This is a genomic window from Rhizobium leucaenae USDA 9039 (assembly GCF_000426285.1).
GTDB lineage: Bacteria > Pseudomonadota > Alphaproteobacteria > Rhizobiales > Rhizobiaceae > Rhizobium > Rhizobium leucaenae.
This window is the reverse complement of record NZ_AUFB01000013.1, coordinates 120,119-138,363: the sequence shown is the minus strand read 5'-3', so window position 1 is coordinate 138,363 and position 18,245 is coordinate 120,119. Positions and strand designations below refer to the sequence as shown.

At 57.3% G+C, this 18,245-nt stretch carries 10 protein-coding genes; 4 read left to right on the top strand and 6 right to left on the bottom strand.

Translation table 11 applies throughout. The features are described from left to right. Positions 1–64: 64 nt before the first annotated feature. The 3 genes from K290_RS0119965 (at position 65) to K290_RS0119955 (ending at position 4,420) form a co-directional block, all read left to right on the top strand. Positions 65–1,087 (top strand): hypothetical protein, encoded by a 1,023-nt coding sequence (locus K290_RS0119965; RefSeq protein WP_028753527.1) that lies wholly within the window; start codon positions 65–67, stop codon positions 1,085–1,087. A gap of 170 nt (positions 1,088–1,257) precedes the next feature. Beyond that, a complete protein-coding gene (locus K290_RS0119960; RefSeq protein WP_028753526.1) occupies positions 1,258–2,988 on the top strand; it encodes an ATP-dependent nuclease in 1,731 nt (576 codons plus the stop codon). Continuing rightward, positions 2,978–4,420 carry a UvrD-helicase domain-containing protein gene (locus tag K290_RS0119955; RefSeq protein WP_028753525.1) on the top strand — a complete coding sequence of 481 codons (1,443 nt, stop codon included), beginning with the start codon at positions 2,978–2,980 and terminating at the stop codon, positions 4,418–4,420. The genes K290_RS0119960 and K290_RS0119955 overlap by 11 nt, the downstream gene beginning before the upstream one ends. Before the next feature lie 321 nt (positions 4,421–4,741). On the opposite strand, the gene K290_RS34575 is transcribed toward K290_RS0119955, so the two are convergent. Both K290_RS34575 and K290_RS0119945 read right to left on the bottom strand, forming a co-directional pair. Continuing rightward, on the bottom strand, positions 4,742–5,656 hold the full coding sequence (locus K290_RS34575) for a nucleotidyl transferase AbiEii/AbiGii toxin family protein (RefSeq protein WP_051264140.1): 915 nt from the start codon (positions 5,654–5,656) through the stop codon (positions 4,742–4,744). Beyond that, positions 5,653–6,255 (bottom strand): type IV toxin-antitoxin system AbiEi family antitoxin domain-containing protein, encoded by a 603-nt coding sequence (locus tag K290_RS0119945; protein ID WP_028753524.1) that lies wholly within the window; start codon positions 6,253–6,255, stop codon positions 5,653–5,655. Before K290_RS0119945 ends, K290_RS34575 begins: the two co-directional genes overlap by 4 nt. Positions 6,256–6,364: 109 nt before the next feature. Between K290_RS0119945 and K290_RS0119940 the strand changes: the two genes are divergently transcribed. Further along, positions 6,365–10,426 (top strand): helix-turn-helix domain-containing protein, encoded by a 4,062-nt coding sequence (locus K290_RS0119940; RefSeq protein WP_202595630.1) that lies wholly within the window; start codon positions 6,365–6,367, stop codon positions 10,424–10,426. Between the two features lie 483 nt (positions 10,427–10,909). On the opposite strand, the gene K290_RS0119930 is transcribed toward K290_RS0119940, so the two are convergent. The 4 genes from K290_RS0119930 to K290_RS0119915 all read right to left on the bottom strand — a co-directional run bounded on the left by K290_RS0119930 (position 10,910) and on the right by K290_RS0119915 (position 18,190). Further along, positions 10,910–11,932: a TRAP transporter substrate-binding protein gene (locus K290_RS0119930; RefSeq protein ID WP_028753521.1), complete on the bottom strand. Its 1,023-nt coding sequence runs from the start codon at positions 11,930–11,932 to the stop codon at positions 10,910–10,912. Between the two features lie 49 nt (positions 11,933–11,981). Next, positions 11,982–13,853, bottom strand: a complete 1,872-nt coding sequence (locus K290_RS0119925) for a TRAP transporter large permease (protein WP_028753520.1) — start codon at positions 13,851–13,853, stop codon at positions 11,982–11,984. A 776-nt stretch (positions 13,854–14,629) separates the two neighbouring features. Then, complete coding sequence (locus K290_RS34570; protein ID WP_245276592.1) at positions 14,630–16,471, bottom strand: methyl-accepting chemotaxis protein; 1,842 nt, start codon at positions 16,469–16,471, stop codon at positions 14,630–14,632. Positions 16,472–16,912: 441 nt separating this feature from the next. After that, a complete protein-coding gene (locus K290_RS0119915; protein WP_028753519.1) occupies positions 16,913–18,190 on the bottom strand; it encodes a DUF3422 domain-containing protein in 1,278 nt (425 codons plus the stop codon). Between the last annotated feature and the right edge of the window lie 55 nt (positions 18,191–18,245).

Sequence of the window (18,245 nt, the reverse complement as noted above, 5' to 3'; positions counted from 1 at the left end):
CGTTACATTTTTCCGACCTATTCTTTTCGAGAGAGCGACTCGGCTACGATACGGTCGTTGAACCATGACGAACGCATCAACGAAGAAAAAGGTTAAGCTGACTGTCATGGAGACGGTTTATCCGCCTATATCCAGCCAAGAGGCAGTATGGCTCCAGCACGTTCCCGAGGTCGAGGAGCTCTGGCGCGGGAGTGACTTTTACATGATCGGCGGTCGCGCCGAGGCAACTTTCCGGAACGTTGCCGTCGACGCCGATGCCCACGTGATGACGCTGGATTTCTTTGTCGGCGACGACTGCGTCGATGCAGTTGCCCTCAATTTGCGCGCGCTCCCCGGCGTTGCCGCAGCTCCAAGCAGTACCTACTGGATAGAGGCCGGCAATAAGCTGATACGACTCTGGGATGGGCCGGTCGACGAACCGGGATCGACAGTCCTCGAATGGTTCACGACGGAAAAGTTAATCTGGGATCGCTCACGCGGACGTTCCGGCATCACCGGTTTCGAGCGCTACACAAAAGCGGCCACCTATGATCTGCTCTATGTGGGTATCGCGAAGGTCGGCGACAGCTTCGACCGCCTCATCAGCCGCGGCCACAAAGCGCGCATGGAGATCCTCTCCAACGAACCGCAACGATACCCTGGCGCACGCGTTTCGGACGAGATTATGCTCTTCCTATTTCGCGCTCAGCCATTGATCATGACCACTTTCGAACCGGACCACGACTTCGAAAACGAGGACTTCAGCGGGGCTTACGATCACAAGCGTATCGTCGCCGATGCCGAGAAGGCCTTCGTCAGCCTCCTGAAACCGCAGTACAACGTCGTGAAGTTCGCCAATTACCCGAAGGGCGCAGACGGTTTGCACGGGTCCGACTATGTCCGATACGGCTACGTCATCGGTGAAAGCATCACGTTTAACACGGCACATGGTCAAATGTCGGGAGCGCGAGATCCTCTCACTGGCTCCCATACCAGCGAAGCGGACAGCATCTTCGTCGAAGGTGACACAGTCTCTCTCTTCATATCCGGCGTCGACTATCCTTCGGGTGGCAAGGAAGCCTTGGCAAGCGAACCGCCGGCCGATTGAGTATCAGGGGCGCCAATACTGGGTATCCGAGTGAGCAACCCACGTCGCTTTAAAGTGAAAACGAGCGTTTGGGGATATGAAAAACTTGAAGTTCGGCTGAACCGAGTTTCGAGCGTCAAGTAGAGACGAAATTGGAACTGACCACATGAGTTAGCCGTTGGGGGCATGGAATGCGCATCGTCTTCATCGAGATCGAGAACTTCAGAGGCATCAAGAACCTTACATGGGCCCCCGCCGCCGGTATGAACTGCCTTATCGGGCCAGGCGACTCCACCAAAACTACGATCCTTGACGCAATCGAGCTGTGCTTAAATCCGCGTTCGTTTATCTTCGCAGACGATTGCGATTTCTACGATTTGAATATCAAAGATCCCATACGGATCATCATCACGCTGTCTGGGCTCCCTCCCAGCTTCATCACTGAAGATCGCTACGGCCTTCATTTGCGCGGTTGGGATCCAGTGGCCGCAACGATCATCGACGAGCCGGTCGTAGGCCTCGACGAGGCTCTCTCTATTATGGTCGTAATCGACCAATCGCTCGAAGCGCGATGGTCCATTCACAACGATCGTATAGACGCTGCCGAGATCGATCCGCCGACCGTAAGGTACAAAGACGCCAAGCAGTTGGCCACCAATCGGCTAGGCCCTTTCGCCGAAAGGCATCTCGGCTGGGGCCGAACGTCAGTGCTCACACGTATTGGCGAGGCGGGCGAAGGGTTCAGTCTTCAGCTCGCAGAGGCGGGCCGCGCGGCCCGCATGTCTTTCAAGGCGGCAGATCAAGGTGTCTTCAAGAAAGCCGTGGACCGCGCCGAAGAACTCAGCAAGCTGTTTGCGGTTCCAGTTCGAGGCAAATTTACTGCTGAACTCGACGTCCAGGGTGTCAGCCTCACGTCTGGGGGTATTTCACTTCATGACGGCAGTCTCCCCCTACGCCGACTGGGCACGGGTTCCGCCCGCTTGCTGGTGTCGGCCCTGCAACATGACGCAGGCCCACCTCACATCGCGATCATCGATGAGATCGAACACGGCCTAGAGCCGCATCGCGTCGCGCGCCTCCTTAAATACTTGAAAACGCCCAAGACGAACGAAGGCGCCGGACAGCCTCAGATATTCGCCACGACGCACTCGCCGGTCGTCATTCGAGAGCTAACCGCCGCGGACATCTTTGCCGTCCGCGCAAAAGGCGGCACCACGACGGTCGCCTCAGTCGCAGCGACGGCGAAAGACCCCAACACCGCACAACGACATCTTCGAGGGACGCCCGAAGCGTTCCTCGTTCGCAAAGTCATCGTAGGTGAAGGCCGGACCGAGCAAGGCCTCGCACGCGGTCTGGACGATTGGTGGCAAACGCTAGAGCAGGACTCCTTCGCTTTGCAAAGCGTCGTCGCCATCGATGGCGGTGGCAAAGACAACGCGCCGCTCGTCGCCGAGCACCTCCGGGATCTCGGCTATGACGTCTTCCTCCTTCTTGATTCCGATGAACCACCGAACCAAGACGCGCTAAAAAGAGCCAAAGACAAAGGGGCAGTCGTCCATCAGTGGCCGGACGAATGCTCGACGGAAGAACGGCTCTTCCTTGACCTACCCTGGGAAGGTGTTCGCGCTATGATCAAACTCGCTATCGACTTCAATGGACAGATCAGCGTCATGGCCGTCATGGACAACGCCTTGTCCGCCGCCGGTCAGCCAACAGCCACCGACGCGAAGCTGGGCGGTGACCGTGATTCTGAGCAAGTGCGCCGCGTTCTCGGCAAGGTCGCGAAAGATAAAAGCTGGTTCAAGGACATCACGCGGGGAGAGCGGCTCTCCACCGTGATCGGGCCAAACCTCACAGCCATCCCCAAAACGCCCCTCGCAAAGGGTATCGTCGCGATACGGAGCTGGGTCGATGGCGGATGATCAAGAAATTTCCCGGCTCGCCGCCGGCATCCGCCGTGGGAGCATCGTCGCCGCCGCTGGATGTGGCAAGACCGAACAGATCGCTCTCGCCGTTGCGATCTCCAGTCGGCGACGGCTGATCCTCACACATACGCATGCCGGCGTGGACGCAATCACTCGGCGGATGAAGAAATATCGCGTTCCGAATGACAAGTACCGCGTCGACACCATTGCTGGCTGGTGCCTGAGGTTCGCCGCTTCATTTCCGCAGCGCTCGGGGATCACTGCGACCGTTCCGACAACAACCGCGGAATGGGACGGCGTCTATTCGGCCGGAGCACGCCTCCTCGACAGCGGCGCAGTCGACGGCGTGCTGATCGCTTCATATGGCGGCTGCTTCGTCGATGAATACCAAGATTGCACCGTGCAACAGCATCAGGTCGTTGAACGTTTGGCGAACCTTCTCCCGACATGCGTTTTTGGCGATCCGATGCAGGCGATCTTCGACTTTCGCAATCAGCAGCCCGTCGACTGGACCACTGACGTCTTCCCCACATTCGCACGTGCTGCAGAGCTGCTTACGCCCTGGCGTTGGAAGAGGGAGAACAACGAGGAATTGGCTGAGTGGCTCGGCGCGGTTCGCGCCGGACTGGAGCGCAACAATCAGATCGACCTGAGCTCCCGACCCAAATGCGTGACCTGGAAGGCATTGCCCGCTGACGCCAAACTTCACCAAAAAACGGTTGTCGGCCAGTGCCTCGAGGCGATGGACGAAAACGACCTCGGCAACCTCATCGTTATCGGCGACAGCGTCAGCGAAAATCGCAGATCCGCCCTTGGCAAGAAGCTTGCAAAACAAGGCTTCTCAAATATCGAGGCCGTTAGCTGCAAGACGCTGCATTCGGCGGCGCGCACAATTGACGCCACGACCGGCGTCGCGCGCCTGAAGTTACTGCTCAACTTCGCCGCCAAGTGCATGACTGGCGCCGACAAAGCAGAGCTGAATAAGGCCATCGACGCTCGCCAACAGGGCCGGCGTCGCGGTCAAACGAAGTTTGGCTTTCTTTTCCCAGCAATTGACGACGTCGTCGCCACAGGCGGAGAACTGGCCATGCTGGCGTTTCTTCAGGGAATGCGGGATCGGCCTGACGCTCATCTCTATCGACGCGAGATGTTCTACGCGATGCGAGACGCCCTGCAGAACAAGGCGGCCCGCCAACTCGCCACTCTTAGCGACTCTGTATGGGACGTTCAAAATCGAGTTCGCCATGCAGGTCGGCGGCTAGGTGATCGCAGCATCGGAAGCACTCTTCTGGTCAAAGGGCTGGAATTTGACCGTGCAATTATTGTGTCTTCGGAAACCATGACTAATCGGGACTGGTACGTGGCTCTCACTCGCGCCACGAAGACCATGCGCATTATTTCCATTTCTGAGAAGTTCACGACCAACTGAGCTGGCAATGCGTTGCATCTTGATGTCCAATGTCAGAACTAGGAGAGAACGTGGTGTTGATCGTGCGGATCAGTCAGCAATCGTAGGCGATCCAGGTTTAACCAACCCGTTCTCTGGTAGCTGCTTCCCACAATACTCCGCAGCGTTCGATGCAGCTACCACGGCACGGGTTAATGCGAAGAGCCAACGATATCATGTGGATGGCAAATCATAGTATTGGGTCGCGGGTTCGTATCCCATCAACTGTAAAAGCCAGATGTCGAATGGGGTGGGCGACGCCCGAGTGGCTTGCGGAGTGCGGACAGGCGAGATTCCGATCGGCTATCGCCAGCTGTATTCGACTGGGTCCCAGCGACTGTCGCCGCCGGGGGCGTTAACGCCCGCAATGACTGGCTCGAAGAAACGCGTGAGCTGGCGCTGAAGCTCAGGAAAGGCGGGAGGTGCCAGCATTGGCGGGTTGCGCTCGAGAAAACCGCTCCACAAACCTTTCTCCGCAGCGACGGTAGCGTAGGCCTGCGAAAATCCCTCGGGCCTCGCGGTTGGGACGGCCGTTCCGCGGCGCGCCAATGTGCCGGCGACCGCATCGATCACAGTCGAGAGCTGAAATTGAAAAATCTGTGTAGTGAGCCAGATGTCATAGAAATCCTTGATCCGGCCGTTTGCCAGTCCGAAACGGATCATTGCTTCAAACTTTTCCGCGACGACGGTCTCGGGCGGATACATCAGTATGCTGGCCGTCGGCAGATCCGGAAGAATGCTCGGGAACGACGCCAGCTTAGGCGCCGGATAGACATGATCTCCGAAGCCGATGTCAACTTGCACTCGAATGATCGCCTTGGCGAGCTCGCCATTCAGCATGACACGAGCGCCCTGATACTTGTCCGCTTCCCGGACCGGATCGACCTTGATGCTAGCGAGGTCGAAGTGCAAACCGTCGTCGGCTTCGACCGCACAGATTTGCTGGAAGGTTTCAACTATCGCCTCGGGGTCAGGATCGCCGTGACCCAACAGATCGAGATCGCCGGTGGGTCGAAAGACATTCTCTGGCCAGGTTACGAAGAGCATCGCTCCTTTGAGAACGTAGCGGTCGCGCACGCCCGATTGACTGAGGCGAAACAACAAACGTTCAATGGCGAAGCGCGTTAGTGTACGCTGATATTCCTCACCAGACCGCTTTGCGTGCATGAGCAGTCTTGCGCGGATAGACGCCGATTTGTCCTTGATGATTTTAGTCATTCCTGTAGCGCCCGGATCAGAGGCTCCATGCGCGCCGAGCACCGGTCGATCGCTGCGTATTTCATGAGTTCGTTCGGTGTCGTCTTGCGAAATCGCAGGGCATCGCGAAGCGCTTCAATCGCGACGTCCTCGCCAACAAGGCGCCGATATTTGAAGCAGTCCGCTACGGTTTTTGCCACGCCATAGATAGGCACATCGACGCCTTCGACCGAAATCCTCTCAATGCCGGATGTTAGGGCATCACCGGTTGCCCGCACGATTTTTACTGGAAACGATGGTGATATCGGCGCTCTTGCCTTATGAGGGATCATCATCCAGACCGCATGCGGTAGCTGAGTGGTCAATTCGTGTTGGCGAAGTGCGCTGAGCAGGCAGACTGTGCCATTCGCCATCAACCGGGTAGCTTCTGCCAGATCGTGCGCGACGTGCTCACCAACACGGTCTGGATCCTGATACAGTCCACGTCCAAGTCGCACGAGGTCGCCGGAATCGGTCAGGCGTTTCAGATAGACGAGGGGAATGCCGGCCGACTTGAAATCACGGGCCCGCACGATGCCGCGAGATCTGGCCAGTTCGAGCGCGCTATCCCGATAGTTCATATGATCGTGGCCTCGGTTGTTACCTTATGTCGGCATATATATACATCCTGCCGTCAAAAAATAACAGGTTGAATTAATTTCGTGACGTCATATATTTCGTATGACCATGATGAAGTCGAGCCAAACCTCCGAACTGACACCTAAACACGTGCGCGCCGCGCGCGCCCTCTTGGCATGGTCTCAGCAGGACCTCGCCAAGACTGCTGGCGTAGCGACTTCTACGATCGCTGATTTCGAACGGGGACAACGCACACCTGTCGCCAACAACGCCCAAGCGATCAGGAGTGCGCTTGAAAGCGCCGGCGTTCGGTTTTTGCCAACAGGAGCAGTCATCGGTCCAGCCATTCCCCCAATGGACGTGTCCGATCGACCGGGCGTTCCCATTCGTTGGGTCAGCGCACAGGATCTCTCGGATTGGGCAGACCGCAATGACGGCGTCTCCGGTCTGCCGACTCTGATTGCAAACCTCGTCCGTGCCACACACGGATCGGCCCACTTGCGGTTTCCTTCCGATGAAGGTGTCCGGCATTCGGGCTGGGACGGGCATACAATTGCTGCCAAAGGAAGTATTTACGTCCCGCAAGGTGAGACTGGCTGGGAGATCGGCGCCCAGCGCAAGAATGTTTCTCATAAAGCCAGCGAAGACTACGCGAAGCGCAGCTTGGATCCGTCACCCATCGAGCCTGCCAATGCGACCTACATCTTCGTTACACCCCGGCATTGGCCGGGGAAAGACGAATGGGCGAAGACGCGAAAGAAGGAGGGTCCGTGGCGCGACGTTCGGGTCTATGATGCAAACGACCTGGTGCATTGGATCGAGCAAAGCCCGGCCGTCGGTGCCTGGCTGGCCAGAAGGCTCGGCAAGCGCCCCGACGAAACCCGTGAACTGGAGGACGTGTGGAGCGAGTGGTCGCAGGCAACAGAACTGCCGCTCACGGCCGATCTCGTCCTTACCGACCGCGACGAGGATGTCGCGGCCGTGCTTCGATGGCTGAGAAGCCCCCCGTCGGTCATGTCCCTCCGGGCGACGACGGCCGACGAAGCGGTGGCGTTTTTTCACGCGGCATTGAGCGAGTTGCCGGATGAATTTGCACAGACTTACCGCGCACGCTGCCTTGTGGCTACCACCGAGGATGCTGCGCGACAGCTTGGAGATGCTTCGGGGTCTCTCATACTCGTTTTGACGGCTCCAAACCCAGGCCTCAGCCGGGTCCTAGCCGGGAAGGGCCATTTCGTCCTTCAGATCTATGATGAGCGGGCGGCTGGCGATGGAGATGTGAGGACGCTTGCCCGGCCATCTCGCGAAGGCATTGCAAACGCGCTTATTGCAGCGGGCATGTCCGATACGCGGGCGGAGACGCTTGCGCGCGACAGTGCGCGCGAGCTGTCGGTCCTGCGGCGACGCCTGCCGGGTGCACCAGGCCGCCTGCCGGCTTGGGCAGTCACGTCACCCCCTCGCGCCCTGCTGGCAGCGCTGCTGATCGGCGGCTGGCACGATGAGAGAAAGGATGATTGCCGCATTCTTGAGGAAATCGCTGGCCAGCCGTATGAAGAAATCATCAAGGAGCTCACTCCTATGGTTCGCGACCTGGACAGCCCCTTGCAGAAAGTCGGGCCGGCATGGCGTGTAACCTCGCCAATCGATGCCTGGTTTCTGCTTGCTCAGAATCTTACCAATGATGACATCTCCCGATATGAGGCTGCGGCATTGGATGTTTTGGGCGCATCGGACCCCCGTTTCGAGATGGAACCAGATGACCGCTGGATGGCCAACGTCCGCGGAATTCAACCTCCGTACTCTGGCCTCCTGCGTCACGGGATCGGCCATTCGATGATACTGATGGCGCTATGGGGCGACAGGGTCCGGACGGTTCCAGACGTGGGGCGACGTGTTGATCATATCGTGCGAAAACTCCTTCAGGGAGCCGACGGGCATCGATGGTGGTCTCTCTCAGGTGATTTCAGGCTCCTCGCGGAAGCCTCTCCGGGTGCATTCCTGGACGCTATCGAGGAAAGCCTTGATCGTGATCAGCCCCCAATCGAGGCGCTTTTCGGAAGCGATGGAGGTGGGATTACCGGGCAGGAACATTTGGCTGACCTGATGTGGGCACTCGAATCTCTTGCCTGGTCAAAGCAACTCATGCCGCGTGTCACCTATGTGCTCGCGCGCCTCGACGCGATTGATACAAAACCGCGTCGCTTCACGAACGGTCCGGCCAACAGCCTCCGCAACATCCATCTTCTATGGCATCCAGAGACATTTGCGACACTCGACGAGCGGCTGAAAGCACTTGACCTGATCAGGAAGCGCGAGCCAGCCAGTGCCTGGAAGCTGATGATCGGGATACTTCCGCAAGGACGCGACCACATGACGCCGTCTGCCGTGCCGCGGTGGCGTGACTATTCGGTTGATGACGAGGAAGCCCTCACTTGGGGGCTCGTAGAACGAGGTACAACGGAAATCAGCAAGCGTTTGCTCGATGATGCAGGGCTCGATCCGCAGCGGTGGTCGGACCTGCTGGACTGCCTCGCCGACCTCGTTCCGGGCACGGAAGTCGCACTGGTGAACCTTGCCGCCGCCGAGCCGAAGATGATCGACGAGGACGCTCGCGCTACCCTGTGGCGCAAGCTCCGTTCAACTCTCCACAGACATCGGCAATTCCCCGATGCCGATTGGTCGCTGGACGAGCCTGTCTTGATTGCCTTGGAAAAAGTCTATCATCGGTTCGCTCCTGCCGATCCGATCGAGCGGGTAGCATGGCTATTCAACCAGACCGTGGAGCTCCCTGACCGCGGCTCTGCTGGGTGGGAAACGGAGCAGCGCGATATTGAGGAAACGCGCCAGCGTGCCGCTGCGGCAGTTTTCGAAGCCGGAGGAATTCCGGCGATCGAGAAACTTGCAAGACAAGTGGAAGCCCCAGGCTATATCGGCAAGGCGCTCTACGACGCCGGCCTGTCTCCGCCGGAATTCGACGACCTGCTTCAGTCTTTCCTGAAATCCGATAACGCTTTGGAGCGGGATGTCGCGCATGGTCTCGTTGTCTGCTCGTCACGTGATCGCGATAGAGAATGGTCCACGGGCTTGATTGAGAAAGCACTTGCTGAAAAGTGGGCCGATGAGGCACTGCTCACATTGCTACGCGCCCTGCCTATCGAGCGCTGGGTCTGGAACCAAATCTCCGAAATTGGCGGCGCGATCGAAACGACATACTGGCGGACCGCGCGGGTCATGTGGATTGATGATCGCGAGGACGACATCGTCTATGCGGTACGCAAGCTCATTCAGACGGGCGCGCCACTGCGAGCGGTGGGGCTCGCTAGCCGGATGCGGGAGTCCGATCTTCCTTCGGACCTAGTCATTGAGGTACTGACCGAGGCAGCAAAGCAACCCTTCACTGGCGATCCAGGTCATAATGAACTCGGCATGTTTCGCCATCATGTTGCGGAGCTCATGCAGATCCTGGACAATCGCGATGATGTCGAACGAGAAGCGCTCGCGACGCTTGAATGGAACTATCTCGAAGTTTTGGAGCATTCCCAGCGACCTGCAAAAGCGCTCCTCGCCGAGCTCTCGGAGCAACCAAAGCTTTTTGTCGATCTCCTGAAAGCCGTTTATCGAAAAAGCGATGATGAAGACGGTGACGCGGACGAGCCTGTGCCCGCGACACCTGAAATGGCGAAAGCAGTGGCGAGCCGCGCTTATGCATTGCTCGGACACTGGAACAGAATTCCTGGGACACAGAACGATAGCTCAATCGATCCGATCAGACTGACCGAATGGATCAAAGAGGCGAGGAAGCTCGCCCGCGAGGCGGGCCGCCTTGATATTGGCGACAGCCGCATCGGGCATATGCTCTCCTCGTCACCAGATGGCAAGGATGGCAATTGGCCAGCCGAGGCTGTTCGGGAGGTCATTGATCTCTTCCACAGCAAGGAAATGATCGACGGCTTTGTCGTGGGCAAGATGAACCGCCGCGGCATGACGACCCGTATGCCTCGCGACGGCGGATTGCTGGAGCGAAGAGAGGAAGCGCGCTATCGTAAGTCGGCGGATGCGATCATTTTTGATTATCCCCGCACGGCCAACGCTTTGATCCGGCTTGCTGACTATTACGAGCGAGACGCGAGACGCGAGGACGAGCAGGCCGAACGGTTAGATTGGCGCGGCTAGTGTCTCCCGGCCGACTTGCGCCCGACTAGGTGATGGGAATGAAACGGAGGTCTTGCGGGACCTGGGGGCATTTGCCGAGAATATCCGCATTGCCTCTTTCTGTCACAAGAGAACGCTCGAAGAACTAACTTCCGCCCGCATGAGGACCGCGTTTCTAAGCCACCCAGTAGACTAGGAAGGCGCAGTCGGTGGCACCTTGGCTGATGGGGTCATCGGAAGCTATCTGTACTCAATGCCGACTAGCAGCCAGTCCGCTCTGGCCCATTTCCCTATTGTATTGAGGAATTTCGGTGTTAGCTCAATTTCAATAACAGGGTCGAAGGTTCCGATCCTTTCAAGGCGCCCGAGTATGATCCGCCGGCGCCACCCGCTGCACGCGATTGCCACAAAGTCACGAAAAAAGCCGGGTCTCGTGATGTTCTCACGAGACCCGGAAGTCGGCCGGACAGCCGGCCTCTGGGAGAACATATACCTTCTAGGGGCCTACGTGAGTTTCCCTACCGTCTTCTCGAGAATTGCCCACAATTCCTCGCCATATTTTTCGCGCCAGCCGGTGTAGAAGCCGCCGTCGCGAAGTTTCTGCCTGAACGCCTCAGTGTCGGGCTGATTGAATACAAGGCCCTGTTTGGCCAGGACCTCTTTGAGGGACTCCGACAACTTGGCCATATCTTGGCGCTCATCAAGCGCGGCTAGGTTGATGTTGCGGCTCACGACCTCCTGCACATCCGCCGGCAGGCTTGCCCAGTTGCGCTTGTTGGCAACGCAGAAAAACGCGTCCCACATGTGCCGGGTTAATGCGCAGTATTTTTGGACCTCGACAATATTTGCGGTCTTGATGTTGGCCAGCGAATTTTCCTGTCCATCGACGACCTTCGTCTGAAGTGCAGAATAGAGTTCGTTGAAATTAATGGACGCCGGAGCTGCCCCAAACGTCTGGAACATGGAGGTCCACAGCGCTCCGACTGGAACGCGGATTTTCATACCGGCGAGATCTGCGGGCGAGTTGACTGGGTGCGTACTGGTGGTGATGTGCCGGAACCCGTTGTCCCACATCTTTTCCATCGGGAGGAGATTCACCTTTTCGATGAGCTTATGCAGAGCGGCACCGAGTTCACCATCCATCGTCTTCCAAACCGTATCATAGTCCGGGAAAATGAAGCCGAGACCGTAGATCGAGGCCGCCGGGACCATCGTGGACAGTACATTGATACCAGAGTTCAGGAACAGATCGATGCCGCCTGCTCTCACCTGCGACAGCATATCAGTGTCGCTACCAAGCTGGTTGTTCGGGTAGACCTGCAGTTCCACCCGCCCGTTTGTCTCGTGTTGGATGCGTGCTGCCGCCTCCCTTGCGCGCGTGGTGATCGGATGGGTCTCGGCCAGATTGAACGCGAACTTCAGGGAATACTCGGCTGCGGCCGCTCGCTTCATCGAAAACCCGAGCGCCGTGGCGCTGAGACCAAGCGTCGTCGTCACTGTGAATGCGCGTCTTGTCAGATTTACCATTTCGTTCTCCTCCAAATAAGCTCTGTAATTTTGGTTGGTCGAGGTCGGGCTACAGGAAGCCGATCGAGAGCCACGGAACCGCAGCAACCGCAGCAAGACCAATGGCCATGGCGACGATGTAGCCGACGATCGGTTTCATGCCGGCGTCGGGGCTGACTCGGCTGATTGCACAGGCAGCGTAGTAGCCAACACCGAAGGGTGGAGCGAAGAGGCCGATACCCATCGCCAACACGACAACCATGGCGTAATGCACCTGATGGATGCCCAATTGCTGAGCAACCGGGAACAGCAACGGTGCGAACAGTACGATTGCGGGTATCCCCTCGAGCACACTGCCGAGGATGATGAAAATGACGATCGAGACGATCATGAAGGTCACCGCACCGCCCGGGAGCGTTGAAAGGTTTTGAGCCAGCGCTGTCGAGAAGCCTGATTGCGTCAGGCCCCAAGCCATCGCCGTGGCCGCGCCGATAATCAGAAGGATCGAACCGGATAGGCTCGCCGTCTCGACAAGCATCGGCTTGAGTCGGCGCCAATCGAACTGACGGTAGAACAGAAGGCCCGCGATTACCGAGTAAGCAATGCCGATTGTCGAAACTTCCGTCGCCGTGGCGACACCTTCGATGACAGCTGAGCGGATGACGAACGGAAGCGCAAGGGCAGGCAGTGCAGCGAGAAGCAGCTTGCCGATCTGCCGTCGACTTGCCCTCTTGACGTGGCTCGGATCATCGTTGCGGCAGCGCCAGCGGACCAAGAAGCAAAGGGTTACCGCCAGAATAAGGCCGGGGAGAAGACCGCCGGTGAACAGCGCGGCGATCGACACCCCGGTAGCGGATCCCACTGTAATCAAGACGATGCTAGGCGGGATTGTCTCAGTCTGGGCGCCCGTCGCCGACAGAAGTGCGACAAGATCGCCTTCGTCTGCGCCGCGCGCCTTCATCTCCGGAAACAACACGGGCGCGACGGCGGCCATGTCGGCGGCCTTCGATCCTGAAATCCCAGATACAAGATACATCGCAGCCACCAGCACGTAGTGAAGCCCGCCGCGCACATGGCCAAGAAGGCTGGCGAGGAACGCAACCATCGCCCGTGCCATACCCGTCATCTGGATAAGTTGGCCGAGAAACACAAACAGAGGGATCGCAAGAAGGATCAGATGGCTGACACCTTCATCGATCCTGCCGACAATGATCAGAGGCGGCGTTCTGGTGGTCAATATAAGGTAGCCGAATGTAGCGATCGCGAATGAAAAGGCGATCGGCACGCCGCCGAAAACACACGCCGCAACGCCGCCGACGAAGAAGACGAGAAGATTGAGGTTTCCGAGACCGGCGAAGACCGGCTTCAGCGCCCAAAACAAGCAGAAGACCGCTGCCACGGCAGCAATCGCACCGAGCGCGAGACGGAGATTCGAGCTCTGCAGAAGCCGCAACACCGCGAAAACAAGCATCAAAGCGAAGCTCGTCGGCAACGCCGAGGCGCGCCATGAGTTCTGAATATTCATCGCGGGCGTCCAGACGTAGGACTCTTCGGTGGCATATTCCAGAGATGCGGGCAGGATTAGTACGAGAAAGGCAAGTGCTGCGGCGACCGAAACCAGTTCGACGAAGCGGCGTGTATCGCCCTTCAATGCGGTGACCACCGCCGTCATGCGCATGTGTTCCTGCCGCTGAAAAGCGACGGCGGAACCAAGCATAGCAAGCCAGAGGAACAAGATTGACGCCAGTTCGTCCGACCAAACCAGCGGGACGTGGAATACGTACCGGGCGACAACGGCTGAAAACAGTAGAAGAATTTCGCAAAGCACCAGAAGTGCTACCGGTATCTCCAGGCACCTTACCAAGGCATGTTCGATCTTGCGTGCCATTGCTGCCAGGCTTGAGGTCCTTGCGACATCTTCGATGGCTCCGTGAACCGTCATAGTGGCCTCCCCATTAGGTAAGGCCTGATCGTTTGCGTGCGGATGCAACGCAGTCGGGTATTTCTCAAAACCTGTCCTCCCACGCTCGCGCGGGCGCACTGCTCCTCTCGGAAAAGCCCGATCGGTTTCCGGAGTGGTCTCTAAAGTGCGTTCCCACGAATTCCGCGCACTGTGCTCCTCTGCGCGTAGGTATAAGGTATGATGTCATACCCAATATGGCAAGCACTTTTTCTGCCGTTTGGTGGAGTCTTGAAGGGCAACGAGTACGGCCTCCGTCGAGGCATCGATCGGTCACTGGATTGATCGCAGAGAATTGCCCTCGACCACATCGAGGTTCCACTGCCTTGTGTGCACAAATGTTAGGAGATCTTGGAGCCGACGAGTCCTGTTTGGCGACCAGGGCAAGCCGCATCCTATCATCGCGCCGTCGCAACTCGACTCCCGAAAACGGCAACCGAACGCTTGTGCCGGCTCGATGTCCCTATTCCGTCCCTAGTCCTTCGAGAGCGGCGAACCTGGCGCGTCTTAAGTGGAGAACGTGCCTTGCCGGCTTAAAACGCCGGGCCGCCTTATTGACCTTCCGGTTAATAAAAAGGCGTCTCAAAAATTCCGGCCGCTTACCGCAGGTCAGCGGCCCTCTGAGTTTCCAGCGCCGCCAATCTCCCCTCCGTAGATTGCTGCGTCGTCGGGTTTCGGTCCTCGGCAGATGCTAGTCCCTCTGGGGGAGGGAGATCACACCGGGCATAAAATGAAAGTCCTGCTTTGCATCGGCTCTGCTATGCCACGACTAGATAAAGCGTTGGCTCCTCTGCGCGGTTCGTCTTTGCCGGCCCATCGGCAATTTGGAACCTGGATAGCATCTCGAAAAGCGATGCGGTCTCCTTCGCGAGATTGTTCACGGCAGCAGTCGACTCTTCCACCATAGCTGTGTTCTGCTGTGTCGCTGATTCGATCTTACCGACTGAGAAATTGATTTCCTTGAGCCCGTCGGCTTGGACGCGAGAAACCTGAGCAATGGCGTCGACGTTCTGATTGACGCTCTGCACCTGAACAACGATTTGGCCCAAAGCGTTGCCGGCCTGTTGCACACGCTGGACCCCATCATTGATATGCAGGTTGGATATTTTGATCAGAGACTTGATTTCTTTCGCCGCCGCCGCAGACCTTTGCGCCAGGTCTCTGACCTCCTGCGCTACTACCGCGAACCCTCGGCCAGTCTCCCCGGCCCGAGCCGCCTCAATGCCTGCGTTCAAAGCCAAAAGGTTTGTCTGAGATGCGATTTCATCGATGACACCGATAATATTGCCTATTTCGACCGAAGAAGACCGAATGTTTGTCATGGCCTCAATAGTCTCGCGCATTATGGTGCCTGACCTCTCGGCATGTTCCTTGGTCTCGCCGACGAGGATCCCTGCTGCGTGAGCTTTATGGCTTGCGTCCACCACCTGCCTTGTCATGTCTGCGAGGACAGAAGCCGTTTGCTCGACGACTATAGCTTGCTGCTCCGTTCTCACCGCGAGTTCGTTCGAGGAAGTACGGATTTCTTCAGCCCCCGCAGCAATCGCCTGCGCATTGTCGTTTACTTCGGACATTGCATCGCGAAGCTGGCTAATCGCTGAATTGAAGTCCAATCTGAGCGGCTCAAGAGCTCCCGTGAAAGGCCGATCAAGCTGAATGTGAAGGTTGCCTTTCGATAACTGCCTCAGTGCATCGGCAACTTGTTCGACGGCGGAACTGGTCTGTTCGGCAGCCCGCTGGCGCTCCTCTCCTTCGTTCTCCAAACGCCGCCGCTCGGCATCCTGTCGATGATGCTCGGCGACCGCATCGCGCTCCGCTTTTTCTGAAAGATGATTCTTAAGGCCGGATATCTGCCGCGCGAGCTGACCGATTTCATCCTTCCGTCGCTCGAGTATTTGGTCAATTTCCATGTCGCCGGCGATCATTTGCAGGACTGACTGCTGTAGTTTCGCCAGAGGCACGATGATGGAGCGGATAGTGAGCGATGCCGCGGTTACTCCGAACAAGGCAGCTATGCCGAGCGCAGCTAGCGTCAGAAATTTAAATTCATCAGAAGCTGCTTTAACTTTGCCACCAACGCCTTGGTTTAGAGCTTGCTCGTAATCGATCAACTTGTTCAGAGCACCAATCCATGCCGTCAACTTGGGTCTCAGTTCATTTAAGAGCAGCGGCTTTGCCTCGTCTCTTTTTCCGTCGAGCGTCAACTTGGTGACGTCGGCAATCAAAGGCTCGGCGTCATTCTGAAAAGCCGTCAGACCCTCAGCGAGGCGACGCTCTGCGGGGGTGCTGGCGACGTCGGAATTAACGGCCTTTTGCAACTCCGCGAAGTTGGAAGCGTAGGATGCCTGTAGCTTTCTCATCATCACGATTGTCGTGGCTTGATCCGTATTCGAGTCAGTCAAAACGATGTCGCGCAATGCTACCGCTCGATCGCGGACCGAGCCCAGCATATCGATGCCATTCCGAAATTTTTGGCTATTACTGCCATTTATGAGGCTGAGCTTCCCGTTGATCTCGTCGACCTGGCTGATTGACGAAAGAGACAGAACTCCCATTGCGCACAACAGCAACCCGAATGCGATAGACAAACGTATCGCCACGCCAAATTTCCGAATCCTCCACATTATTTCCCCTCCGCCCGAGCAAACCTTTTGAACTCCGTATGAGGTATAACCTTATACGTAATACCTTAACCGAAATTGAAGGGCGCAAAGGCCAATGCAGGATACGATCGAAAGAACCCTCAGCCGGCTGGCGAGCGGATCAAGGCTCTGGCCGACGACGGCTATTGCGTAGGCCGATCAACCGGATCAAAGCTCCCATCGGAATTTTCGGCAAAGCTAAAAGTGCGTCGTCTCTGGCATTATTGATTGTCGCCGACGTCGTGGTGGCGAGAATGCCTGCCAAATCTTAGATTCAAAACGCAGTCCCCGAGCGAGCCATTACCTGAAGAAGAGATGACCGCCTCCGCTGAACCGCCTCGTGGAGATACTCAAGAGCTGCTTGATTGATCGAGCTTGTTGAGGCGAGGTTGCGCGCCGCTAGCTCTCTGCTTTCAGCGCATGCTTGACGCGCAGAATAGTGATCACAACAGATCCCACAACGACCGGAACAGCGAGGAGCATGATCATTGGATCGAAATGGAACCCAGCGTGGTCTGCCGTTTCATACACGAACTTCAGCAAGCTCAACAAATAGTAGCTTATTGCAATGATCGAAAAGCCTTCGACCGCGCGCTGGATCTTGACCTGCGTCGCGGCGCGATCAGCCATGGCCTGGATCTGTGTCGCGTTCTGGAATTCGATCTCGACCTGAATTCGGGTTTGCAACAAGTCGAGCAAGTGCATCGCGGCCCTCGATAGTTGCTCAAGCCTCAAGGCGGTCGCTTCACAGGTACGCACCGCTGGCTTGAACCGCCGCTCCACGAAGGTACCGAAGCGTTGAAAGCCGACGACGTGCGTTTCCCGTAAAAGCGCGATCCTCTCCTCAACGATCTTGGCGTAGGCTGCGGTTGCGCCGAATCTGTTTCTGGTCTCGGCGGTGGCCGAAATGACATGGGATGAGAGAGCGGTAATCTCCTCGAGCAATTGCTTGTGCTGATGTGCGGGCGTACGAAGATTGCGATTGGTCAGTTGAACCAACTCCGTGTCATATCCGCCGAGAAGCGGGGCGAGACGACGCGCTTCCGGCAATCCGAGAAGCGCCATGGATCTGTAGGTTTCGATCTCGAAGATGCGGCGTACCATGCGCCCCAGTCGGTGTGCGTTCAGGTCCTTGTTGAACAGGATAATTCTACTTGAATTGTCCCCTCGAACACGAAAATCGGAGCAAACCTGCGCCGCGCCCCCACCGATCAATGAGGCGGCGGTATCACCGAAGCCGAAGGTTTCCAGCACCGGTCCCAGCTTGTCAGGAGGGTTCCCGAGGACAAGGATGCTGACGTGACAAACGAGCAGCGGTGAGTTCAATCCTGCGAGCTCGGCAAAATCACTTTCAAGGAGGTCAGATTCCGGCCAGCCCCCTGGCTCGCTGTCAAGTTTCCGGACGCGCGTAACCGTCACGAATTCAGTGTGCCTTTCGACTCTAACCGAAATCGTGCCATCAGCTTCGAGACTGTCGTGGAACTCCTTGATCACACCGTCTATGGGCATGAAAGCAACGTGCTCAACAATTGCCGGACCGGTGAAATAGATCGACGGTCGAGCGTGAAGCTCGGAGTTGAAGTCTGCCGTCTGCTGTTTGAAAGCAGTTGGACGAGAGATGTGTACACAAGGAGACGTCGTTGCCGACGCTGCTTCTTCCGCACCCTTCGAAATCACGTCTGTGTTCCCCATTTTCAGAAGTGCAAACACCGGCGAACCTTATGAAGCGAAT